This window comes from Bariatricus sp. HCP28S3_F11 (genome assembly GCF_052065395.1).
Taxonomy (GTDB): domain Bacteria; phylum Bacillota; class Clostridia; order Lachnospirales; family Lachnospiraceae; genus Allocoprococcus.
The window spans coordinates 1-22,734 of the sequence record NZ_JBQHUC010000026.1; the positions used below are offsets into that span (position 1 = coordinate 1).

A 22,734-nucleotide genomic window follows, 5' to 3' on the forward strand; every position below is an offset into this window, starting at 1 on the left:
CTTTGCCGTTACTATAAGTATACAGAACGGCATAAACAAACTCAATACCTTCCGGCTTACACAGTTTCATTTATGGTGGTGCCAAGTGTGCGGGCATGGGAGTTTAGGGTAGAATAATCACAAGTTCATAAAGAACGAAGCGAACAAAGGCGTTGCATTCATCGTGCAATGCCTTTGTTTTTATCCCGGGACTCTAAATTTTATCTGACGGAAATGTAAGGGCGCATTACAGTAACATGTAGTGCGCTTTTGTGTTTTCTAAATATACTGTCCGGAGCAGTCGTATTGCTGGCAAAGGGCAGGTAGAGCATAGGAGAGGAGAAATGAAAAAAATAGAAATTATCATCAGACCAGGTAAATTGGATGATTTACGAGAATTGCTGGAAGTATGCGAATATCATGGAATTATGATTACGAATATTATGGGATATGGTAATCAGAAGGGAGTCACAGATCAGCACATGTGGCGTGGAGTGATGCCCAAGTCGGGCAATACAATCCCGAAACTGAAGGTGGAATGTGTTGTTACTGCAGAGGAATCTGAACCGATTATTCGAAAGGTTTGTCGGGAAATACGAACAGGTGTGTATGGAGATGGAAAGATTTTCATTACAGATGTGGCAGATATTGTTCGTATCAGGACCGGCGAACGAGGAAAAGACGCTTTGTAAAATTTTGATATACTACTCATAAAGGAGGTATGCGGTTTTGCGTATGCCTCCTTTAAACGTGAAAAGCTATTGACAGCAATAGGGAAGAATGGTAAAATTAGACCAAAGTTCAAACAATGGTCTAAAGCGTTCAAGGGAGACAGAACTTATGACGTTAATTACGAATATACAAAAGTATTCCATACATGACGGAGATGGAATTCGAACCAGTGTTTTTTTTAAAGGTTGCCCGCTTAAATGTGCATGGTGCCACAATCCGGAAACACAGAATTTTAAGAAACAGATTCTGACGAATCGGGAGAAATGTACCGGATGCGGAGCCTGCGTGCAGGCCTGCTCGAATGGAGCGATTCGGATAGAGGACGGTAAAGCGGTTACTGATCACAATAAATGCGATGGTTGTGGAAAATGTACAGAGTATTGCCTGGCTAACATCCGGGAAGTCGCGGGAAAGGAATATGCGATAAAAGAGCTCGTAAAAGAGCTGAAGAAAGATGAAATGTTCTATGAAGAATCTGGAGGAGGAGTAACCCTGTCCGGCGGAGAAGTGATGTGCATGGATATGGACTATATTCTTCCGCTTGTAAAGGAATTGGATCGGCATGGAATCACGGTTACGATTGATACATGCGGCTATGCGCCTTATGAGAATTTTGAAAAGATTCTTCCATATATCAATACGTTTCTCTATGATATAAAAGTGATGGACGATGAAGTACATCAGAAATATATCGGAGTCAGCAATCAGCTGATTCTGGAGAATCTTGAAAAACTGAGCGCTGATCCGGCACGGAAAGCAAAAATCTATATTCGTATTCCTACAATCAAGGGGGTAAATGCAGATGATGCGAGTATGCAGGCGGTCATCGACTGGCTGAAATCTCATCATATACAGGTGGCGCAGGTGAACCTCCTGCCTTACCATAATACTGGAAGCAGTAAGTACGGACGGCTGGAGACGGATTATCCGGGGGAAGCACTACAGACACCTGCCAAGGAAGAAATGGAACATTTTACAGAACTGTTTAAAAAAGCAGGATTTCAAAACACAAAAATAGGAGGGTAAAGCTATGGAAAAAAGAGGTATGAATGCAAGAGTTCAGGCACTTCGTGAATTGAGTGTGAGCACTCAGCCGCACATTGACCTGGAACGTGCAAAGAGTGAAACGGAGACTTATAAGAAATATGAAGGACAGCTGTCTATTCCGGAACTTCGTGGACAGGTTCTCTATGACTATTTCTCAACCAAGACTCTTTACATTGGAGAAGGAGAATTAATTGTTGGTGAGAAAGGTGACAGCCCGCAGGCGGCACCGACATTTCCGGAGCTTTGCTGCCATACTGTAGAAGATATGCATGTAATGAATGATCGTGAACTGATCAATTTTTCTGTAAAGGAAGAAGATTATGACTATCAGGAGAAAGTTGTTATTCCGTATTGGGATAACCGTTCTACCCGTTCCAAGATCATTGCAAATATGACACCGGAGTGGAAGGATTGTTACGAAGCAGGTATCTTTACAGAATTCATGGAGCAGAGAGGACCGGGACATACGGTAGGATCTGTGAAGATCTATGAAAAAGGATTCCTTGATTATAAAGAAGATATTCAGAAGTCTATCGAGGCACTGGATTTCCAGAATGATCCGGAAGCATTTGATAAGAGAAACCAGCTTCGCGGTATGTCTAAAGCATGTGATGCCATTATGAAACTTGGTGAACGTTATGCGGCATATGCGAGAGAACTGGCAGAAAAAGAGACGGATGAACAGAGAAAAGCAGAATTGCTTCAGATTGCAGCAAACTGTGATGTTGTTCCGGCACACAAACCGGAGACATTCTGGCAGGCAATTCAGATGTACTGGTTCGTTCATCTGGGAGTTACTACAGAGTTAAATCCATGGGATGCTTATTCGCCGGGACGTCTTGATCAGCACCTGAATCCATTCTATGTAAAGGATACAGAGGCAGGAATTCTGGATGAAAAGAAAGCACTGGAACTTCTGGAATGTCTGTGGGTGAAATTTAATAATCAGCCGGCACCGCCGAAAGTTGGAATTACTTTGAAAGAGAGCTCCACCTATACTGATTTCGCAAATATTAATACAGGTGGAATTACGCCGGACGGAGAGAACGGTGTAAATGATGTAAGTTATTTGATTCTGGACTGCATGGATGAAATGAAACTGCTTCAGCCAAGCTCCAATGTTCAGATCAGCCGCAAGACTCCACAGAAATTCCTTAAGAGAGCATGTGAGATTTCTCGTAAAGGATGGGGACAGCCGGCATTCTATAATACGGAAGCAATTATTCAGGAGCTCCTGAATGCAGGAAAGTCGCTGGAGGATGCAAGACGCGGTGGTACCAGCGGGTGTGTTGAGACCGGAGCGTTTGGAAATGAAGCATATATCCTGACCGGATATTTCAATATTCCGAAAGTATTTGAACTGACACTGAACAACGGATTTGATAAGATGAGCGGCAAACAGCTTGGATTAAAGCTGGGATATGCAACGGATTTTAAGACATATGATGAGCTGTTTGATGCATTTAAGAAGCAGATGAAGTATCTCATCGACATCAAGATCGAAGGAAGTAATGTAATCGAAAAGATTTTCGCAGAATATATGCCGGCACCGTTCCTTTCTATTATTACAAATGACTGTATTTCCAAAGGAAAGGACTACAATGCAGGCGGAGCAAGATACAATACCAAGTATCTTCAGGGCGTTGGTATCGGAACTATCACAGACTGTCTGGCAGCTGTAAAATATAATGTATACGATAAGAAGACATTTACCATGGAAGAATTGATGCAGGCTCTGGATGACAACTTTGAAGGACATGAGAGAATTCTGAATCTGGTGAAGAATCATACACCGAAGTACGGAAATGATGATGATTATGCAGATGATATCATGAAGAGCGTATTCGGATATTATCAGGGAGAAGTAACCGGAAGAAAGAATATGCTGGGCGGAACATATCGCGTGAACATGCTTCCGACTACCTGCCATGTTTACTTCGGAGATGTTATGATGGCCAGTGCGAACGGACGTCTTGCTCATGTTCCGGTTTCAGAAGGAATCTCTCCGGAAAAGGGTGCAGATACAAATGGACCGACTGCAGTTATCAAATCATGTGCAAAGATGGATCATTTGATGACCGGAGGAACGCTTCTTAATCAGAAGTTTACTCCAAGTGTAGTAGCCGGAGAAGAAGGACTTGATCAGATGGCAAACCTGATCCGCTCATACTTTAATATGGATGGACATCATATCCAGTTCAATGTTATCGACCGTGAGACTCTGATCGCAGCACAGAAGAATCCAGAGGAATACAAAGACCTAATCGTTCGTGTTGCCGGATACAGTGATCATTTCAGAAACCTGAGTAAAGCGCTCCAGGATGAAATTATCAATCGTACAGAGCAGAGCTTTAATTAATCTTAATTAAAAATGCATAAGGCAGGGACGTAACATTGTATTGTGTTACGTCCCTTTCATGAACAGTTACGAACATTTTATAATACAACTTCAGGAGGCAATGGAAAAATGAAGAGAGAGTTTTTCGAAGAAAACAGAAAAGAATTGTATAAGAGTCTGGAACCGCAGTCGCTTGTCATTATGTTTGCGGGACATGCACCACGCAAAACAAATGATGAAGACTACCCGTTTTTTACAAATCGTAATTTCCTGTACTTAACAGGTGTTGAACAGGCTGATACCGTTCTTATGGCAGTGACAGGCAAAGAAGGGGAATATGAAGAAAAACTGTATATTCTGCCACCGGATGCCATGAAAGAAAGATGGACAGGACGAAGAATCAAAGAGGCGGAAGCGGAGGAGTTATCTGGAGTTCATGCGTTTGGTTATGTGGGAACTTTTAAAGAAGATATGGAAAAAAATATCCGTTCAGGCAATGTGAAACGTGTATGCCTTGACTTTGATGAAGCCTTCCAGAATGATGGGGGTAATGAAGCATTTGCACTTGCAAGAGAACTGAAGGAAACTGCACCGTATATTGCGCTTGAAAATATTCATCCACAGTTGAAACGTCAGCGTACGATTAAAAAGCCATGTGAAATTGAAGCGATGAGAAAGGCCGAGATCATTACCGGTGCCGGAATCGAAGCCATGATGCGTGCGTCCAAACCGGGTATGTATGAATATCAGTATAAAGCAGAGTTTGATTATGCGCTGGCACAGAGAGGGGTCCTTGCACCGGGATTTCCGTCTATTATCTCAGCGGGAAATAATAACTTCTGTATCCATTATTATGACTATCGCGGACAGTCAAAGGATGGAGATATGATTCTGAATGACGTGGGCGCTGTCTGGGATTATGAAATCAATGATGTTTCCAGAGGATGGCCGTGTAACGGAAAATTCTCTGAGCGTCAGAAATTGCTGTATCAGTGTGCATATAATACATCTGAATATATGTTCCGTACACTGAAACCGGGAATTCCGATGAAGGAAGTAGACAATATGGTTCGTAAATACAACTTTGAGCAGTTGAAACAGGCCGGAGTGTGCAGCAATTATGAAGATATCGGTACTTATATGTGGCATGGTGGAGCGCATCATGTCGGATTCGATGTACATGATGTGGTAGATGCGAAAGAAAGATTGACCGCACCGAACATGGTATTCTGTGTGGATGTCGGAATATATCACGAAGAGTGGGGAATCGGCTTCCGTCTGGAGGATAACTGCCTGATTACAGAAAATGGATGTGAGAATCTTTCTCATGCAATCCCGAGAACAATCGAGCAGATTGAAGGGATCATGGGACATTAGTTTGCAAATTGTGATGGAAAAGAAGCATAGAAAAAAGGACAGTTCCAATCGGACTGTCCTTTTTGTCAAGCTTATGTAAGTCTTTTTTCGAAATTACCGTCTATATCGCATCCTTCGGTGAAAATCATAAATGCGTTCGGATCAATAGATTTTACAATGCGTTTCAACTCGTTGACTTCGTATTTTGAAACGACAACCATCAGGATAGAGGAATCTGCATGTGTGTATGCGCCCTCTCCATCCCAGTTCGTAACACCACGCCGCGTCTGCTCCATGATTGCTTCAGCAATACCCGCTTTCTTAGTGAAAATCATAACGCTGACATTGATATTCTGAATATGTATGTGGTCACATGCTGTTGCGTACACAACGCCATAGATCAATGAGTAGATTACGATTTCGATGTTGAACATGAAAAAGCAGATACTGTACACAAAAATGTTAATCAACAGTCCTACTTTTCCTACACTAAAGCCTGGAAAGCGCTGGGTCATATAGATCCCCAGAATGTCCTGCCCACCGCCTGAACTCTCTCCGCGAAGAATAAGTCCGGAACCTGCACCTGCAATAATGCCACCGATGATACATGCGGTCAGATAGTCCTCGATGAGCGGTGTGGATGGAATCGGAATCAAGGTAAGTGCCGCAGTCTGAACTACGATTACGATCATGGACCGCACAAAAAAGCCTTTCCCCATTTTTGACCATGCCAGATAGATGAGTGGCAGGTTGAGCAGAAAGTAAATAATACCGGCAATATCTGTTTGCCCAAATGAAATACCGGTGATTGCGATGAGCAGGGTACGGATTAACTGTGCAATACCCATGAAACCGCCGTTATATAATGAAAGCGGAATGATCATCACATTCAACCCAAAGGCAAACATGACAGCACCGAAAACAGCAGTGCCAAGAGATGTAATCGCATGGCGCTGCTCTTTTGAAATTGGTAAATTGAATGACATACTGTTTCCCCCTTGTTTGGAAATATATTCATCTAACATTTAGAGTATAGAGAAAAGTAAGGAGAAAATCAATGATCTTTTTTAAAAATGAAAAATAATTCGTACTAGCTTGTGGAAAGAAGATTTTCGAGTGCATTATCCTTCCCCAGTGTAAAGTGATCATCATGGAGAATGCTGAAAGCGTGTTCATAATCATTCTCGCGCATATATGTGATCATTTTTTTTAGATTTGTATTTGTAGCGTCAATCTGCATACCGTTTCGGACTGAATAGAGTCCGATACGAACCAATTCTGCAAGATTCGATTCGTAAAAACGGGTAATACGTTCGTTTTCAAAAATGCTGATGATTTCCAGGTGCATTTGGGTATCTGCAAGTTCCCATTCAAAAGGGTCGGCGGCCACAGCACACATGCGAACAACACGGGCCTCTATTTTATAGGAGAATTCTTCTGCACGACCGCTGTCAAAAATCAGCTTGAAAGCAGCACCTTCGAACAGTTCACGAATCTGATAGATTTCTGTGACGGCTTGGTAACTGATCTCTTTTACACGCATGGATTTGTAGTAATCCGTCACAATCAGTCCTTCTGACTGCAACATTTTGAGTGCAGTCCGAATCGGATTACGGCTCATGCCCAGTTCCTGAGTCAACATTGATTCCGTGAGTGTCATACCGGGGGCATAAGTGAGATTCAGTATGTTGTTCTTGATTTTTTCATAAGCCTGATCGGCAAGTGATTTTCTTGGAGCAACCATGATTTTCCCTTTCTGTTTTTAAAAAAAGTATTGTATATATTGTATAAAAAAGAGAAGGGAAATTCAAGGTTTTGTAGAAAATTGTCTTATGGATATTTTTGTGACGCAGCAGTATTGACTTTTGCGATAAGAAATGGTAAATTGTATGCAAATGAGGAAATTGTATACAAATTGAATGATTGTATACAATGAAACAACGCAAAAAACAGCCAACAGAATTAAAGAAGCACAATCGGTCAAAAGCCGTATGCAGGATATTTCAGGAGGAGAAGGGTATGAAATTAGGATTTATTGGGTGTGGAAACATGGCAGGAGCTATGATGAAAGGAATCATTGAGAATCATATTTTTAAACCAGATGAAATAATTGGTTCCGATTTATTTGCTCCGGGAAGAGAACGTTTGAAAGAGCAGTATGGAATTCATGTGACAGACGATAATAAGGAAGTTGTGGAGAAATCTGAGGTTGTGATCTTATCCATTAAACCACAGTTTTATGAAAGCGTGATTGGAGAAATAAAATCTCTGGTAAGGCCGGAACAGCTGATCGTTACGATTGCTCCGGGAAAGACACTTGAATGGTTGGGAGAGCAGTTTGGTGATACTGTAAAAATTATCCGTACAATGCCAAATACTCCGGCGATGGTAGGGGAAGGTATGACTGGAGTGACTCCGAATAAAAATGTGACGAAGGAAGAACTGGATTATGTATGTCGGATTCTTCAGGGATTTGGAAAGACAGAAGTGATTACAGAAAACCTTATGGATGTGGTTGTCGCTGTAAGCGGAAGCTCACCGGCATATATCTTTATATTTATTGAAGCAATGGCCGATGCAGCGGTGAAAGAAGGAATGCCGAGAAATCAGGCGTATAAATTTGCTGCACAGGCAGTGCTGGGAAGTGCAAAAATGATTCTTCAGACAGGCGAGCATCCGGGTGTACTTAAAGATATGGTATGCTCACCAGGAGGAACAACGATTGAAGCGGTTCGTGTTCTTGAAGAGAGAGGGCTTAGAAGTGCTGTTTTTGAGGCGATGGAAGCTTGTGCAGAGGTTGCAAAAAACTTATAATTATGATACAATAATGAAAGAGGCCGGGTGTACTTGTGCATCCGGTCATTTCTATATATGTTCTGAAATGTTGGAGTTCCAGAACGTCTGCCGGCTGGATGCAGGCAGTTTGAGGAGGTTAGGTAAGTGGCATCAAAGCAAAATGTTAAGCGTCGAATCGTAGATGCAGCGTGGGAATTGTTTTATGAAAAAGGATATGACGATACAACTGTGGATGATATCATTCGATTATCTGATACTTCTAAAGGATCGTTTTATTATTATTTTTCTGGAAAAGATGCGTTGCTGGACACGCTTTCGACAATTCTGGATGAGTATTATGCAAATCTGGAGGAAGAGCTTGATGAAAATATGAACAGCTTTGATAAGCTGATGTTTTTGAATTATAAGTCGCATTTGTTTATGGAGACGAAGATTGATGTGACGCTTCTGGCATCTTTGTATTCCACACAGCTGATCGCAAAAGGAGAACGTAATCTTCTGGATCAGAACCGGACATATTATCGCCTGATCAGCAGAATTGTGGAAGAAGGGCATGTGAGAAACCAGATCAGCAGGGAAAAGTCGATCCAGGAAATCACAAAGTATTATTCGCTTTGTGAACGCGCGCTTGTTTCAGACTGGTGCCTGAACAGAGGAAGCTATTCGCTTGCGGAATACAGTAAGGAATATATGCCGATTTTGATGGAGCATTTCCGGGTTAAACAATAGGCGGAAAGGAACGAGGGCATGGAAAAGAGTGACAATAAAGGACTTTTGTCAGTGCATCTGGCCGTATTTTTGTTCGGAGTGGTCGGGCTTTTTGCCAAACTGGTGGATCTCCCTGCGGTTATTATTGTTTTGGGAAGAGTGCTTTTCTCGTCGGTGTTTTTATGGGGCTTTTTGTTGGTACGAAGACAGAGAATCCGATTAAAGAGGCGAGCAGATTATCTGTGGATGATCGCAGCCGGTGTGATTCTTGCGGTACACTGGAGCAGTTTCATGCAGGCGATTCAGAGTTCCACGGTGGCAGTTGGAACTTTGGCATTTTCTACATTTCCCCTTTTCGTTACAATTATGGAACCATATGTATTTCATGAGAAACTCAAAGCATCGGATGTTGTCTGTGCAGTTGTCATGCTGGCAGGTGTATTTCTGATCGTTCCGGAATTTACGCTTCAGAATACGATGACAAGGGGTGTTCTGTGGGGACTTTTAAGTGCAGTGACTTATGCAGTGCTGTCGTTGATGAATCGGAAGTTTTCGGGGAGTTACCCGGCAACGGTCGTATCGTTCTATGAACAGGTAACGGCAGCGGTCGTGTTGTTCCCGATGTTGTTGATTTTGAGACCGCAAGTCACATTGAAAGATGTGGGTGTGCTGATGCTTCTCGGCGTTGTGTTTACTGCCGTTGCTCATTCCCTTTTTATAAATGGACTTCGCACGGTACGCGTGCAGACGGCCGGCATTATTTCCGGACTGGAATCAGTTTACGGAATCGTAAGTGCTTTGATTTTTCTCGGAGAGATCCCCGGAATCAGGGAGATCGCAGGCGGTGCTCTGATCCTTGCAGTTGTTTTTTATTCTACACAAAAAGTGGCTGAATGAGCGGAAATATAAGAGAATTGGAAGAAAACTATTTACGAACCGGGAGAGTTTCGTTAAAATAGGGTACAGTAATAAGAAAAAAAGGAGATTGATAATATGGCAAATCCAATCGTAACATTTGAGATGGAAAATGGTGATGTAATGAAGGTGGAATTGTATCCGGAAGTTGCACCGAATACAGTTAATAACTTTATTTCACTGGTAAATAAAGGATTCTATGATGGGCTGATCTTCCATCGTGTCATCAATGGATTTATGATTCAGGGCGGATGCCCGAATGGAACCGGTATGGGCGGACCGGGGTATTCTATTGCAGGAGAGTTCGCTCAGAATGGCTTCGACAATCAACTGAAACACGAACCGGGTGTGATTTCCATGGCTCGGGCAATGAATCCGGATTCAGCGGGATCACAGTTCTTTATTATGCATAAGAATTCTCCACATCTGGACGGTGCTTATGCAGCATTTGGTAAGATCATCGAAGGCATGGATGTGGTAAATAAGATTGCTGAGACGGACACTGATTTCAGAGATAAACCGATTACAGATCAGAAGATGAAAAAGGTGACGGTTGAAACATTTGGTACAGAATATCCGGAACCGGAGAAGTGCTAATAAGAAAAACGGGAAAGGCAGCGTTTGATATAGGCGCTGCCTTGATAAATATGAGGAAATGGCATGAAGATGATTAAGACAGATAAGCTGGTATTTGAATATGCAAAACGTGACGAGGAAGGCAATATCATCGGAATGAGCCGTGCTGTGGATGAGGTGGATCTGGATATTGAGCCTGGGCAGTTTATAGCAATTCTTGGGCATAACGGTTCGGGAAAATCTACGCTGGCAAAGCATATGAATGCGATTCTGGTACCCACAGAAGGAACGATGTGGGTGGACGGAAAAGATACAAAAGAAGAAGAGTATTTATGGGATATCCGGCAGAGTGCGGGGATGGTTTTTCAGAATCCGGATAATCAGATCATCGGTACAGTGGTGGAAGAAGATGTCGGATTTGGCCCGGAGAATCTCGGAGTGCCGACGGAACAGATCTGGAAGAGAGTGGAGGAAAGCCTGAAGGCGGTCGGGATGATCGAGTATCGGCATCACTCTCCCAATAAGCTGTCAGGAGGGCAGAAACAGAGGGTGGCAATCGCAGGAGTTATGGCTATGCGCCCGAAGTGTATTGTACTGGATGAACCGACTGCAATGCTCGATCCCAACGGACGCAAGGAAGTATTGGAAAGTGTACAGGAATTGAGAAAGAGAGAACATATTACGGTCATTCTGATTACGCATTATATGGAAGAAGTTGTGGACGCGGATCAGGTGATCGTTATGGATCATGGACATGTTGTGATGCAGGGAACTCCAAGAGAGATCTTTTCACAGGTTGATTTGTTGAAAGAGTACAGACTGGACGTGCCGCAGGTTACGATCCTTGCGGATGAGCTTCGCAAGAGAGGGCTTGATATTCCTGCAGGTATTTTGAAAAAAGAAGAATTGGTGGAAATATTATGTCGATAAAATTAGAACATGTGAATTATATTTACAGCGCAGATACTGCTTATGAAAAACAGGCTTTAAAAGATATCTGTCTGGAGATCCCGCATGGACAGTTTGTCGGAATTATCGGGCATACCGGTTCGGGAAAATCTACTCTGATCCAGCATCTCAATGGCCTGATCAGAGCGACGAGCGGAACGGTTTATTATAACGGAGAAAACATTTACGCAGACGGTTATAATATGAAAGAACTGCGCAGCCAGGTGGGATTGGTGTTCCAATATCCGGAACATCAGCTTTTTGAAGTGGATGTGCTCAAAGATGTATGTTTCGGACCGAAAAATCAGGGATTCTCGGAGAAAGAGTGTGAAGAACGTGCCCGGGAAGCTTTGAAGTTGGTAGGACTCAAGGAGAAATACTATGAGCAGTCTCCGTTTGAACTTTCCGGTGGACAGAAGAGAAGAGTGGCAATAGCCGGAGTGCTTGCCATGTGTCCGAAAGTGTTGGTTCTGGATGAACCGACAGCAGGACTTGACCCGAAAGGCAGGGATGAGATCCTGGATCAGATCGCATATCTGCATAAGACGAGTGATATGACGGTGATCCTGGTTTCTCATAGTATGGAGGATATCGCAAAATATGTGGATCGTATCATTGTGATGAACCATGGGGAAGTTATGTTTGATGATGTGCCGAAGCGCGTGTTCTCACATTATAAGGAACTGGAATCCGTTGGACTGGCGGCTCCACAGGTGACTTACATCATGCACGAACTGAAGGAGAACGGATTGGATGTGTCCGTCCATGCGACAACGATTGAGGAAGCGGCGGATGAGATCATGGCTGCTGTGACTAAGAAGGAGAAGACGGAATGATTCGAGATATTACAATAGGACAATATTATCCGGCGAACAGCAGGATTCACCGCCTGGATCCGAGGGTGAAAATTGTGTGTACACTTTTGTACCTTATTTCGCTTTTTATGTTTAAAAGTATTATCGGTTATCTTCTGGCGACCTTGTTTCTTGTATGTGTGGTCAGATTGTCGACTGTTCCGGTGAAGTATATCCTTAAAGGACTAAAACCGATCATAATGCTTCTTATGATTACAGTTTTGTTTAATCTCTTTTTGACGCCGGGAGGAAGGCTGCTTTTTCATTTCGGACCGCTCAAGATTACAGAACAGGGTTTAAATACAGCTGTATATATGGCAATCCGGCTGATCTATCTGATTATGGGATCTTCGCTTATGACGCTTACTACGACGCCGAATGCCCTTACAGATGGTCTGGAAAGTCTTCTTAAGCCGCTGGGACATCTGAATGTTCCGGTGCATGAGATTGCGATGATGATGTCGATCGCTCTTCGTTTCATACCAATTCTGTTGGAAGAAACGGACAAGATCATGAAAGCGCAGATTGCGCGCGGCGCTGATCTGGAGAGCGGAAATATCATTCAGAAAGCTAAGGCTCTGGTACCGATTCTTGTACCGCTGTTTGTATCTGCATTCCGGAGAGCGAATGATCTTGCAATGGCGATGGAGGCGAGATGTTATCATGGCGGTGAAGGAAGAACAAAAATGAAGCCACTGATCTATAAAGGCAGGGATTATGCAGCTTATGCGGTGACGATTGCTTATGTTGCAATCTCCTTTGTGGCAGGAAGATATATTCCGTTTAAAATCTGGATCTTCTAATAATGTAATCAGAAACGGAGCAGATAATGAGAAGAATTAAATTGACAGTTGCATATGATGGCACGAATTATTGTGGATGGCAGGTGCAGCCGAATGGAATTACGATAGAGGAAGTGCTGAATAAAGCAATTTGCACACTTACCGGTGAAGAGATTGCAGTAATCGGTGCCAGCCGGACTGATTCAGGGGTTCATGCAATGGGGAATATTGCTGTGTTTGACACCGGGAGCAGAATACCGGCAGAACGCTTCTCCTATGCGCTGAATCAGAGACTTCCGGAAGATATTGTGGTGACGAAGTCAGAGGAGGTTTCACTGGACTGGCATCCCAGATATCAAAACAGTCTGAAAACTTATGAATACCATATTCTGAATACGAAGACTCCTGTTCCGACGAAGCGGCTTTATAACTGCTTCGTCAGTTTTGACCTCGATGTGAACCGCATGAGACAGGGAGCCCAGTATCTGTTGGGGGAACATGATTTCGCTGCATTCTGCTGCATCCGGACCAACGCAAAGACAACAGTGCGGACGGTCACAGATCTTCAAATTCAGCAGAATCCGCTGAAACCGGAAGAAATTACAATCCGGATTACAGGAAATGGATTTCTGTACAATATGGTGCGGATCATCGCAGGAGTGCTGATTCGCGTCGGGAGAGGGTTTTATGAACCGGAGAAGGTTTTGGAGCTTCTTGAAGGTAGGGAACGAAAAAAGGAGGCAGTCACTGCACCTCCTCAGGGATTGTGTCTAATGGAGATAGTATATGAAAACGATGGATTTTGTGTTTCGAATAGCAGGAGCTGAGGATGTGCCTGCCATAGATAAGATGATCAGGCAGGCGAAGTCAGGTATCACGGATCCGGACTGGTTTGAAGCGGAAGATATGGAATTTGTACGCAGGCATATTTCGGAAGAAGGGTTTATCATTCTGGCGCAGCCTGAGATCGACCGGACAAATACGGCAGCATTGCTTATTGTACGTTTCCCGAAACGTGAAGAAGATAATCTGGGAGAATATCTGGAACTTTCAGAGGAAGAAATGCAGAAGGTCGCACATTTGGAGATCGCGGTAGTCTCTCCGGAGTTTCGAGGAAATTCCCTGCAATATAAACTTCTGGTGGAGGCACAGCGGATATTGAAAAATGGATGGAACGAGCTTGAAATCCGATACTTGATGGCAACTGTTCATCCGGAAAATGTGTACAGTCTTCGAAATGTAGAACGGTTTGGAATGAAAATCGCTGCTGATGTCAAGAAATATGGCGGAAAACGGCGATTTGTTATGTGGAAGAATTTGGATGATGAATATGAGGAAGGAAAATGAAATTACTGAAGCTGGTTGTAGTAGATGATGAACCAATCCTGCTGCAGGGGCTGCTTAAAACTTATGACTGGGGAAGCATGGGGTTTGAAGTGGTGGGAACTGCACAGAGTGGGGAACAGGCGATTCAGGTGATCAAGGAGAAGAAACCGCATGTGGTTCTGACGGATATCCGTATGAAACAGATTTCTGGTCTGATGGTCATGGAGGAGATTCAGAAAGAGGACATGGATTGCCTTTTTATCGTGCTGAGTGCGTACAGGGATTTCGAATATGCACGCCAGGCATGTGAGCTCGGGGCTTTTGCCTATCTTTTGAAACCGATTGAGGACGATAAATTGCAGGAAACCATGGAGAATGCATACAAAAACTGCATGGCACAGATTGAAAATGTACAGCGTATTGAGAGTTGGGAGAAGATGGTGAAAAAAGATTCTGACAGTTTCCTGCAAGTCATTGTACAGAAATACCTTCAAAAGAAAATTACATATGAAAAGATGGAACAGGTCTTTGCAACGGTCGATGATGTGATCCGGGATGGGGATCGTTTTATTACATTGTGTGTAGATATAGATCTTACATATAAGATTACGAATTCGCTTGATTATGAAGCAACAAAGTTGTCGCTGATTCGGTATCTGGAACAGGTGATGAATGGAAAATATTTCTTCTGGCATTTTGAAAGCGAGGAAGGATATTTTGTTTTTCTGGTGAAAACAAGTAAGAATGATACCGTCAAAGAATTGAAACTTCTGATGGAACATATTAAAGAAGAACAGAATTGTCCGGTCGTGGCATCAATTTCAAAACCTTATAAAGGCATGAAAGGGATTGGACGGAGCTATGAAGAGGCTGAAAAATTATTCGGTCTTGCGAGTGCGTCCGGTGCAAGCGCATTTACTATGCCTGAGGAGATTGAGGAAAGTGAGGAACGTACGGATTTTGAGGATGCCGAACTTCTGATTGTCAATGCTATTCGGAAAAATGATGAAAAAGAGCTGAAAAAGGCTTTTGTGCATTTTATCTACAATTTGCCCGAAGCGGAAGAAATGCAATGCCAGCTCCTGCACAAATTGATGCTGAGAGTGGAATTTTTGCTTAAGGATTCCTATGGAATGGTGGACAGTCTACGAGAGCAGTTTCGCAATTATTATTCGAATATCCAGAATCTCAGTGCGGCAAAATCGGTAGATGTATGTTATCGGATTCTCGGCAGTGTCATTGAAGAAAGAAAGAAGCATGCAGGTAAAGATGAGACCCGGTACTTCAAAGAGTATATGTCTGTTGCAGTCGGATATATTGAAGAACACTTGAATGATGAGAATTTATCCATCGTTTCCGTAGCAACTCATATTTATTTGAATCCGGTTTATTTTGGCAGAGTTTTCAAAAATACATTTCATATGACATTTAAGAAATATTTGCTCCAGCAGAGGATTGAGCGGGCAAAGAAACTGCTGTCTGAGGGGGATGAGAGCATAGGAAGTATCTGCGAGCAGGTGGGAATAAGCAATCCTTCCTATTTCTCTCATTTGTTCAAAGAATCCACGGGAATGCTTCCCAGTGAATATAAACGGAATTGTGAGAAAGGGTAACGGCCAGAGATGAAGATCGGGAAAATGAAGTCCGGAATTCAAAAAAAATATTTAAAATACACCATAGCACTTTTGATTCTGGCACTCTTAATGTCAAGCATAGGTGTGTGGATGTTCACTTATCGTCGTCTTAGCTCGGCAATTGTGGATAAATACACTTCTCTCGATGAGAAAATGGGGATTGCACTGGATTCTCTGTTTCAGAAAAGTGATGAAGTCCTGGCAGAGTGTATCCTCAATACAGACGTGCAGGACAGCCTCAGAACGGGAAATCTGGAAGAGGTTGAGAAGACGACGATCAGTAAATACTTTGCTTACATTGACATGGAACATGTATCGGAATACTGTTATGTTGATAATAAACAGAATGTATATACGCGTTCATATTCCAAGATTGATTACGAGGATTTTAAAAAGAGTAAAATGTCTGCTCGGCTCGGGGATTCGTACGCAAAGACGAAATGGTTTCTTGCCCCGGATACGTTATTCGGAGAAGGAAAGCAGGCGGTATTTATCGGGCGGTATGTGCACAGTATGGAATATGCACATGAACCCGGAATGCTGTTCCTGAAAATGGAAGAAGAATTTCTGGATGACATTCTGGGCAGCAATCCGGCTTCCATATCAGATGCTGCGGTTGGAATCATGGATGGGAATGGACAGTTTTGGAAAATGTGGCATCCGGACGGATACGATCTGCCGGATGCAGATCAGAAGATCATGAAAGAAATAGCGAGAACAGACGGAGAAGGTATGATCGCCAACGGAGAGAAAATTCACAGTGGCCTTCTGTCGGCTTACCGGCAGAAGGAGACAGGACTTATCGTTTACACGATCGTACCAAATAGTGTGATTTCTAAGGATTTGGGAAAAATTCTGATCATTTTGTCCGGGATCTATCTTCTCGTCATTGCCGTTGCGTTGAATTTGAGTATCTATTTTTCCAAACGATTTACGAGACCGATCCAGACAATCAGTGAAGCGATGACGGGATTTGACGGAAATGATTTTAGCAGGAAAGTTGAACTGAACACGAATACAGAACTGGATCAGATCGGACAATCCTATAATCAGATGCTTGTAAATATTGAAAATCTTTTGGATGAGATCAAATTACAGGAACGTGAACTGAGGACTAGTGAAATGAATATGCTGATCAGTCAGATCAATCCCCATTTTATGTATAACACTCTGGATACGATCTACATGCTGGCAAGAATCAATGGTGAGGAAACGACAATGAAAATGATACAGGCATTGTCAAAATATCTCCGTTTGTCACTCAGCAAGGGTAATGATATCGTTACAGTGGAAGATGAACTGGAAAATGTAAAGAGTTATATGGAGATCCAGCAGATCCGAAATGAAAATCTGTTCCGATATGAGATTGAATGTCAGGTGGATGCAAAGAGGACCTGGATTTTGAAATTGATTTTGCAGCCGCTTGTAGAAAACGCAATTAAGTATGGCTTTTGTGAAATCTACGAAGGGGGATTTATTCGGATTACGGTAAAAGAAGATGCGGGGCAGCTGAGTCTGGAAGTCTACAACAGCGGAAAGCCGATTGACGGTAAAATGGCAGATAAGATCAATGCGCTTAACGGGGCGCCGCTTAAGGATCTCCGGGAGTGTTTCCCGGACAAAAAACATGGATACGGCGTGACTAATGTTATTACGAGGCTGCGTCTGAAATATGGAGAGGATGTACATTTTGAATATCAAGCAGAAAATGACGGAACCAGATGTATTATCCGGATTCCGGATGATGGGAAAGAAAATAGAGAATTATAGAAGACTGTTATCAGTATTGCTCTGTGTTGTGATGCTGGCAGGGGTTGCCTGTGGATGCCAAAAGAGCGAACAGACACAGACCAAGGAAGAAGAACGGGGAGAAATCCACATTCCTGTAATCTTTACTGTAAATCCTACGAATGGTAAAAAGAGTAACCAACAGCTTACAGAAGCTTTCAATGAGGAATATGACGGAATCTATCAGGTTGATGTAGAGTGGGTGTTGGAGACAGAAGAGGAATACCGGCAGAATCTGAAACGGCAGAATGTGACGGATTCGCTTCCTGCGGTAATCACAGATCTGCGGATGCTGCCGTCATTTTATCAGATGATGATCGAAGATGGCCGTCTGGAAGATCTTGCACCGTATCTGGAAGCGGATGAAGAATGGAGAAATATGGTTGAGCCTGCGGTAATGGAAGCGTGTATGGAAGAGGATGGTGCAGTGTACTTGGCACCGATCAGTACGGCGGCATTTTCCTGCTCCGGTATGTTCTGGAATAAAGAATTGTTTGAAAAGGCAGGGATAGAGCGATTCCCGGAGACCTGGGAAGAATTCTGGGAATGCTGCGACAGGCTGCAGAGTTGCGGTATTACACCACTTGCATTGCATACGGAAGGAACAGGATGGGCTCCCATGTTGATTGCAACAGCGGTAATTGCTGATACATCGGATGGTGCTGAATTTATGAAAGAGCTTTTCCCGGATACATATCAGAATGAAAGCGGTGTTATGCTGGCAGAAACGCTTAAGAAACTGTTTTCTTATACAACAGATGATGCAATGCATGCCGATTTCGATGTTTCATTTACCAATTTCTTTTCGGGAGAGGCGGCCATGATCCCGAATGGATATTGGATGATCGAACAGATACCTGATGGATGGCGGGGGAAGACTCGCTTTTCGGCATTCCCGGGAAATAAACTGATCTCGTCTCCTGAGACATTCGGATGGGCGGTGGTTTCTGATTATAGTGATGAAGTGAAGAAGGGGGCTGTGGAATTCTTGAAATTCCGCACAAAGTATAATAGGGAAGAAAGGGAACGCCTGATGAAATCCGGTGAGGGATGGAATGTGCCTGCACTGAGTGATTATATTGACGCTTTTTCGGCGGACCCACAGATCGTTCCGAATTACCAGGTGAAATGGAATTCCATCTTACAGGAAGAAACTTTGGAAGAGTGTCTTCCGGAACTGGCTAAAGGGAAGATTACAGTAGAAGAATTCCTGAAAAAAGCGGATGAGAGTATCCGGGAATATGAAGCTGAACAGTAAAGTGTAAACCTGAACTATTAAAAATAAAAGGTATGTTTTTTGATAGTTCAGGTTTTTTTCTTGATAACGGACAGGAATATTTCTCTGCTATGATTATTACAGAAAAAAGAAAACCAAGTTTTCAGAAAAGAGGGAGAATTTGTTATGAAAAACAAAAAAAGATGGATCGCACTGGGACTGGTTGCAGCAATGGCAGTAGGAACACTTGCAGGCTGTGGCGGAAAGAAAGAAGAAGGTGGCGACGGAGAAGCAACAGGTTCTGTATATTATCTGAACTTCAAACCAGAACAGGATGAACAGTGGCAGGAACTTGCAAAAGCTTACACGGAAGAAACCGGAGTAAAAGTTGAAGTTGTTACAGCTGCATCCGGAGAGTATGAAACCACACTGATGAGTGAAATGGGTAAGAGCGGTGCTCCGACACTGTTCCAGGTAAACGGACCGGTTGGACTTGCTAACTGGAAAGATTACTGCTATGACCTTTCAGGTTCAGATGTTTACAAACAGCTGACAAGCGAAGATTATGCACTGAAAGATGGCGACAAAGTAGCTGGTATCGCTTACGTTATTGAATCTTATGGCCTGATTGTGAATAAAACGCTGCTTGCAAAAGCTGGCTACACAATTGACGATATTCAGTCTTTCGCAGATTTGAAGAAAGTTGCAGAAGATATCACAGCACGTTCTTCTGAACTCGGATTTGCAGCATTTACATCAGCAGGTATGGATGGATCTTCTGACTGGAGATTTAAGACACATCTTGCAAACCTTCCGATCTATTTCGAATATCAGGAGGACGGAATCGGAACAACTGATGCAATCAAGGGAACATACCTTGACAACTATCGTAATATCTGGGATCTGTACATCAACAACAGTACCTGCGCACCGGCTGAACTGGCTGCCAAGACAGGTGATGACTCCCGTAACGAATTCCTGGCAGGCCAGGCAGTATTTTTCCAGAATGGTTCATGGGAATACGGCAACCTTACAGCAGACGGAACATTTACAGATGATGACCTTGCTATGATCCCAATCTACATCGGCGCAGGCGATGAGGCAAATCAGGGACTGTGTACCGGTACTGAAAACTACTGGTGTGTAAACTCAGAAGCAGACGAAGCTGATATTCAGGCTACTCTGGATTTCATGAACTGGTGTGTAACTTCTGAAAAAGGAACAAAAGCTATGGGCGAAGATATGGGATTCGTTATTCCGTTCAAGAATGCAGTAGAATCTCAGAACCTGTTCGTAAAACAGGATAAAGAAATGACAGAAGCAGGAAAAACACCTGTATCTTGGAATTTCCCGACAATGCCGTCAGAAGAGTGGAAGAATGGTGTAGGCCAGGCTCTTACAGCATATGCAGCAGATCAGACTGATGAACAGTGGGCTGGTGTTGTATCCGCTTTCGTAGATGGATGGAAAACAGAATACGAGCTGGCAAATCAGCAGTAATAAGGAACTGGAGTAAACATGAAAAAGGACAGGCAGCGTTCCTGCCTGTCCTTATTATGTGAGGATTTGAAAGGCAAACGGTTATCTGCCTTGTCAGATCTGGTTATGAGTGAGGAGGAGCTCTATGGAAAAAGCGTTAAAGCGTTACGCACCGATTTTTATTCTTCCAACCTTTCTTGCATTTGTAATTGGATTTATCGTACCGTTTATAGAAGGCTTATATCTTTCATTCTGTAAATTTACGACGGTAGACAATGCAACATGGGTAGGACTTACAAACTATATTGCAGCAATCAAAGATACATCATTTACTGATTCCTTTAAATTTTCAGTTATGTTCTCGGTTGTCTCTATTCTGACTATCAATGTGCTTGCATTCGGACTTGCACTTCTGTTGACACAGAATCTGAGAGGAACCAACATTTTCAGAACAGTATTCTTTATGCCGAACCTGATCGGCGGTATCGTTCTTGGATATATCTGGCAGATCTTGATCAACTGTGTGCTGTCACTTACTGCTCAGCCGCTGCTTGCACTGAACAGCAAAGCCGGATACTGGGGCATGATCATCCTGATGTGCTGGCAGCAGATTGGATATATGATGATCATCTATATTGCAGGACTGCAGAATGTGCCGGATTCTTTGATTGAGGCGGCTAAGATCGATGGTGCTACGAACCTTCAGACACTGATTAAGATCAAAGTACCGATGGTTATGTCATCCATTACTATTTGTGTATTCCTGACATTGACAAACTCATTCAAATTGTTCGACCAGAACCTCGCACTCACCGGCGGTGATCCGAACCATACAACAGAAATGCTGGCACTCAACATTTACCAGACTTTCTATGCGCGTTCCGGTATGCAGTGGAAGGGTTATGGACAGGCAAAGGCAGTTATTTTCTGTCTTATCGTAATTGTTATTTCGTTTGCTCAGCTTAGAGCAACCCGTTCAAAGGAGGTGCAGCAGTAATGGATAAAAAAAGAAAGCCGGGTAGTATGATATGGACCATTATTTTGGGAATCGCTTCTGTTCTCTGGATATATCCTGTTGTCATGATTCTTTTAAATTCTCTGAAAAAAGAATCTGCAATCAGTACAGCTGCTGCGTTCAAACTCCCTACGGCAGACTCTTTTACAGGTATTGCAAACTATATTGATGCGATTGCATCCAAGGGATTCCTGAGCAGTTTGGGATTCAGTACATTTATCACCATCACCTCTGTTACGGCAATTCTGATCTGCTGTTCTATGTGTGCATGGTATATCACCCGTGTAAAAGGCGTGATTTCACAGGTATTATATTACCTGTTCGTATTCTCAATGGTAGTCCCGTTCCAGATGGTTATGTTTACACTGTCTCAGACAGCAGATAAACTGAAGCTGAACACTCCGTGGAATATCTGGATTATTTATCTGGGATTTGGTGCAGGACTTGCAGTATTCATGTTCTGTGGATTTGTAAAATCAATCCCGATCGAAGTAGAAGAGGCTGCTATGATCGACGGATGCAATCCGCTTCAGACCTTCTTCCTGATCGACGTACATATACTGAAACCGACGATGATCTCTGTTGGTATTCTGGAAGCTATGTGGGTATGGAATGATTATTTGCTTCCGACATTGGTTCTTGATATCAAGAAATATAAGACTATTCCGATGCTGATCCAGTACTTCAGAGGAAGTTACGGTAAAGTGGAAATGGGACCGATGATGGCAAGTATCATGCTTACTGTCATTCCGATCATCATTGTATACCTGGCAGGACAGAAGTATATCATCAAAGGTGTTGCTGCCGGTGCGGTAAAAGGCTAATCAGGCTAACATATTATAAATCGAAAAGAAAGCGGTTTCTGGAAACGGGAACCGCTTTCTTTTTGTTTTTTGAGCGGGACAGAAAAACAGAATCTTCCTTGACAAATGAATCAATATAAGTTAGTATTACTCCATGACGAAATATTTAAATGCTGTGATAGGAAGAAGTAGTTTCTGACAAGACTCAAACAGAAAGTTACCGGTTGATGAGAGGTGCAGGAAGAGTCAGAGATGAATACATCCTGGAGCATCACACCGAACGCAGAGAGAAGAGAACAGGTAAGTAGGCTGTGACGGAATGGCGGACGTTATACCGCTGCAGTGATGGATGCGATGGCAGAGTCACTCACGGAGGCATACAGCGCGAGCTGCATGTGAAATAAGGTGGTACCACGGGATTATTCCCCGCCCTTACAGAAAA

General features: G+C 43.1%; 21 protein-coding genes. 19 read left to right on the forward strand and 2 right to left on the reverse strand.

From position 1 onward, the window contains the following. Positions 1–323: 323 nt before the first annotated feature. The 4 genes from ACTNBR_RS11690 (at position 324) to ACTNBR_RS11705 (ending at position 5,473) form a co-directional block, all read left to right on the forward strand. Positions 324–671: a P-II family nitrogen regulator gene (locus tag ACTNBR_RS11690; RefSeq protein WP_441018359.1), complete on the forward strand. Its 348-nt coding sequence runs from the start codon at positions 324–326 to the stop codon at positions 669–671. A gap of 148 nt (positions 672–819) precedes the next feature. Beyond that, positions 820–1,737, forward strand: coding sequence for a trans-4-hydroxy-L-proline dehydratase activase (locus tag ACTNBR_RS11695; protein ID WP_441018361.1), 918 nt, complete (start codon positions 820–822; stop codon positions 1,735–1,737). Between the two features lie 4 nt (positions 1,738–1,741). Continuing rightward, a complete protein-coding gene (gene hypD, locus ACTNBR_RS11700; RefSeq protein ID WP_427806943.1) occupies positions 1,742–4,117 on the forward strand; it encodes a trans-4-hydroxy-L-proline dehydratase in 2,376 nt (791 codons plus the stop codon). A gap of 108 nt (positions 4,118–4,225) precedes the next feature. Then, on the forward strand, positions 4,226–5,473 hold the full coding sequence (locus ACTNBR_RS11705) for an aminopeptidase P N-terminal domain-containing protein (RefSeq protein ID WP_427806944.1): 1,248 nt from the start codon (positions 4,226–4,228) through the stop codon (positions 5,471–5,473). A gap of 71 nt (positions 5,474–5,544) precedes the next feature. Here ACTNBR_RS11705 and ACTNBR_RS11710 read toward each other — a convergent pair whose 3' ends face one another. Then, positions 5,545–6,438, reverse strand: coding sequence for a YitT family protein (locus tag ACTNBR_RS11710; RefSeq protein WP_441018363.1), 894 nt, complete (start codon positions 6,436–6,438; stop codon positions 5,545–5,547). A gap of 104 nt (positions 6,439–6,542) precedes the next feature. Beyond that, entirely contained in the window at positions 6,543–7,196 is a 654-nt protein-coding gene (locus ACTNBR_RS11715; RefSeq protein ID WP_427806946.1) for a GntR family transcriptional regulator, read from the reverse strand. Between the two features lie 275 nt (positions 7,197–7,471). Between ACTNBR_RS11715 and proC the strand changes: the two genes are divergently transcribed. The 15 genes from proC (at position 7,472) to ACTNBR_RS11790 (ending at position 22,313) form a co-directional block, all read left to right on the forward strand. After that, positions 7,472–8,266: a pyrroline-5-carboxylate reductase gene (gene proC, locus ACTNBR_RS11720; protein WP_427806947.1), complete on the forward strand. Its 795-nt coding sequence runs from the start codon at positions 7,472–7,474 to the stop codon at positions 8,264–8,266. Positions 8,267–8,392: 126 nt separating this feature from the next. Then, entirely contained in the window at positions 8,393–8,977 is a 585-nt protein-coding gene (locus ACTNBR_RS11725) for a TetR/AcrR family transcriptional regulator (RefSeq protein WP_427806948.1), read from the forward strand. Positions 8,978–8,995: 18 nt separating this feature from the next. Next, positions 8,996–9,853, forward strand: a complete 858-nt coding sequence (locus ACTNBR_RS11730; protein ID WP_441018365.1) for a DMT family transporter — start codon at positions 8,996–8,998, stop codon at positions 9,851–9,853. Positions 9,854–9,949: 96 nt separating this feature from the next. After that, positions 9,950–10,468 (forward strand): peptidylprolyl isomerase, encoded by a 519-nt coding sequence (locus ACTNBR_RS11735; protein ID WP_427806950.1) that lies wholly within the window; start codon positions 9,950–9,952, stop codon positions 10,466–10,468. 63 nt (positions 10,469–10,531) lie between these two features. Then, on the forward strand, positions 10,532–11,377 hold the full coding sequence (locus tag ACTNBR_RS11740) for an energy-coupling factor transporter ATPase (protein ID WP_427819609.1): 846 nt from the start codon (positions 10,532–10,534) through the stop codon (positions 11,375–11,377). Next, positions 11,368–12,231: an energy-coupling factor transporter ATPase gene (locus ACTNBR_RS11745; protein ID WP_427806952.1), complete on the forward strand. Its 864-nt coding sequence runs from the start codon at positions 11,368–11,370 to the stop codon at positions 12,229–12,231. Before ACTNBR_RS11740 ends, ACTNBR_RS11745 begins: the two co-directional genes overlap by 10 nt. Continuing rightward, positions 12,228–13,052, forward strand: coding sequence for an energy-coupling factor transporter transmembrane component T family protein (locus tag ACTNBR_RS11750; protein WP_441018367.1), 825 nt, complete (start codon positions 12,228–12,230; stop codon positions 13,050–13,052). The genes ACTNBR_RS11745 and ACTNBR_RS11750 overlap by 4 nt, the downstream gene beginning before the upstream one ends. Positions 13,053–13,078: 26 nt before the next feature. Then, positions 13,079–13,858 (forward strand): tRNA pseudouridine(38-40) synthase TruA, encoded by a 780-nt coding sequence (gene truA / locus ACTNBR_RS11755; RefSeq protein ID WP_427819611.1) that lies wholly within the window; start codon positions 13,079–13,081, stop codon positions 13,856–13,858. Then, a complete protein-coding gene (locus ACTNBR_RS11760; protein WP_427806956.1) occupies positions 13,818–14,378 on the forward strand; it encodes a GNAT family N-acetyltransferase in 561 nt (186 codons plus the stop codon). Before truA ends, ACTNBR_RS11760 begins: the two co-directional genes overlap by 41 nt. Continuing rightward, entirely contained in the window at positions 14,375–15,970 is a 1,596-nt protein-coding gene (locus tag ACTNBR_RS11765; protein WP_427806957.1) for a response regulator, read from the forward strand. The genes ACTNBR_RS11760 and ACTNBR_RS11765 overlap by 4 nt, the downstream gene beginning before the upstream one ends. Positions 15,971–15,979: 9 nt before the next feature. Continuing rightward, the gene (locus ACTNBR_RS11770; protein ID WP_441018369.1) at positions 15,980–17,761 is read left to right on the forward strand and encodes a sensor histidine kinase; all 1,782 of its coding nucleotides are present in this window, start codon (positions 15,980–15,982) and stop codon (positions 17,759–17,761) included. Further along, positions 17,682–19,037, forward strand: a complete 1,356-nt coding sequence (locus ACTNBR_RS11775; protein ID WP_441018371.1) for an ABC transporter substrate-binding protein — start codon at positions 17,682–17,684, stop codon at positions 19,035–19,037. Before ACTNBR_RS11770 ends, ACTNBR_RS11775 begins: the two co-directional genes overlap by 80 nt. A gap of 144 nt (positions 19,038–19,181) precedes the next feature. Then, a complete protein-coding gene (locus ACTNBR_RS11780) occupies positions 19,182–20,495 on the forward strand; it encodes an ABC transporter substrate-binding protein (protein WP_427819615.1) in 1,314 nt (437 codons plus the stop codon). Positions 20,496–20,619: 124 nt separating this feature from the next. Beyond that, a complete protein-coding gene (locus ACTNBR_RS11785) occupies positions 20,620–21,471 on the forward strand; it encodes a carbohydrate ABC transporter permease (protein WP_427806961.1) in 852 nt (283 codons plus the stop codon). Then, positions 21,471–22,313, forward strand: a complete 843-nt coding sequence (locus ACTNBR_RS11790; RefSeq protein WP_427806962.1) for a carbohydrate ABC transporter permease — start codon at positions 21,471–21,473, stop codon at positions 22,311–22,313. Before ACTNBR_RS11785 ends, ACTNBR_RS11790 begins: the two co-directional genes overlap by 1 nt. Positions 22,314–22,734 lie beyond the last annotated feature (421 nt).

What these genes read in the sequence shown, in the direction of transcription:
- ACTNBR_RS11690 (WP_441018359.1), top strand. Translation starts at nt 324, where the DNA reads ATGAAAAAAATAGAAATTATCATCAGACCAGGTAAATTGGATGATTTA.
- ACTNBR_RS11695 (WP_441018361.1), top strand. Translation starts at nt 820, where the DNA reads ATGACGTTAATTACGAATATACAAAAGTATTCCATACATGACGGAGAT.
- hypD (WP_427806943.1), top strand. Translation starts at nt 1,742, where the DNA reads ATGGAAAAAAGAGGTATGAATGCAAGAGTTCAGGCACTTCGTGAATTG.
- ACTNBR_RS11705 (WP_427806944.1), top strand. Translation starts at nt 4,226, where the DNA reads ATGAAGAGAGAGTTTTTCGAAGAAAACAGAAAAGAATTGTATAAGAGT.
- ACTNBR_RS11710 (WP_441018363.1), bottom strand. Translation starts at nt 6,438, where the DNA reads ATGTCATTCAATTTACCAATTTCAAAAGAGCAGCGCCATGCGATTACA.
- ACTNBR_RS11715 (WP_427806946.1), bottom strand. Translation starts at nt 7,196, where the DNA reads ATGGTTGCTCCAAGAAAATCACTTGCCGATCAGGCTTATGAAAAAATC.
- proC (WP_427806947.1), top strand. Translation starts at nt 7,472, where the DNA reads ATGAAATTAGGATTTATTGGGTGTGGAAACATGGCAGGAGCTATGATG.
- ACTNBR_RS11730 (WP_441018365.1), top strand. Translation starts at nt 8,996, where the DNA reads ATGGAAAAGAGTGACAATAAAGGACTTTTGTCAGTGCATCTGGCCGTA.
- ACTNBR_RS11735 (WP_427806950.1), top strand. Translation starts at nt 9,950, where the DNA reads ATGGCAAATCCAATCGTAACATTTGAGATGGAAAATGGTGATGTAATG.
- ACTNBR_RS11740 (WP_427819609.1), top strand. Translation starts at nt 10,532, where the DNA reads ATGAAGATGATTAAGACAGATAAGCTGGTATTTGAATATGCAAAACGT.
- ACTNBR_RS11745 (WP_427806952.1), top strand. Translation starts at nt 11,368, where the DNA reads ATGTCGATAAAATTAGAACATGTGAATTATATTTACAGCGCAGATACT.
- ACTNBR_RS11750 (WP_441018367.1), top strand. Translation starts at nt 12,228, where the DNA reads ATGATTCGAGATATTACAATAGGACAATATTATCCGGCGAACAGCAGG.
- truA (WP_427819611.1), top strand. Translation starts at nt 13,079, where the DNA reads ATGAGAAGAATTAAATTGACAGTTGCATATGATGGCACGAATTATTGT.
- ACTNBR_RS11760 (WP_427806956.1), top strand. Translation starts at nt 13,818, where the DNA reads ATGAAAACGATGGATTTTGTGTTTCGAATAGCAGGAGCTGAGGATGTG.
- ACTNBR_RS11765 (WP_427806957.1), top strand. Translation starts at nt 14,375, where the DNA reads ATGAAATTACTGAAGCTGGTTGTAGTAGATGATGAACCAATCCTGCTG.
- ACTNBR_RS11770 (WP_441018369.1), top strand. Translation starts at nt 15,980, where the DNA reads ATGAAGATCGGGAAAATGAAGTCCGGAATTCAAAAAAAATATTTAAAA.
- ACTNBR_RS11780 (WP_427819615.1), top strand. Translation starts at nt 19,182, where the DNA reads ATGAAAAACAAAAAAAGATGGATCGCACTGGGACTGGTTGCAGCAATG.
- ACTNBR_RS11785 (WP_427806961.1), top strand. Translation starts at nt 20,620, where the DNA reads ATGGAAAAAGCGTTAAAGCGTTACGCACCGATTTTTATTCTTCCAACC.
- ACTNBR_RS11790 (WP_427806962.1), top strand. Translation starts at nt 21,471, where the DNA reads ATGGATAAAAAAAGAAAGCCGGGTAGTATGATATGGACCATTATTTTG.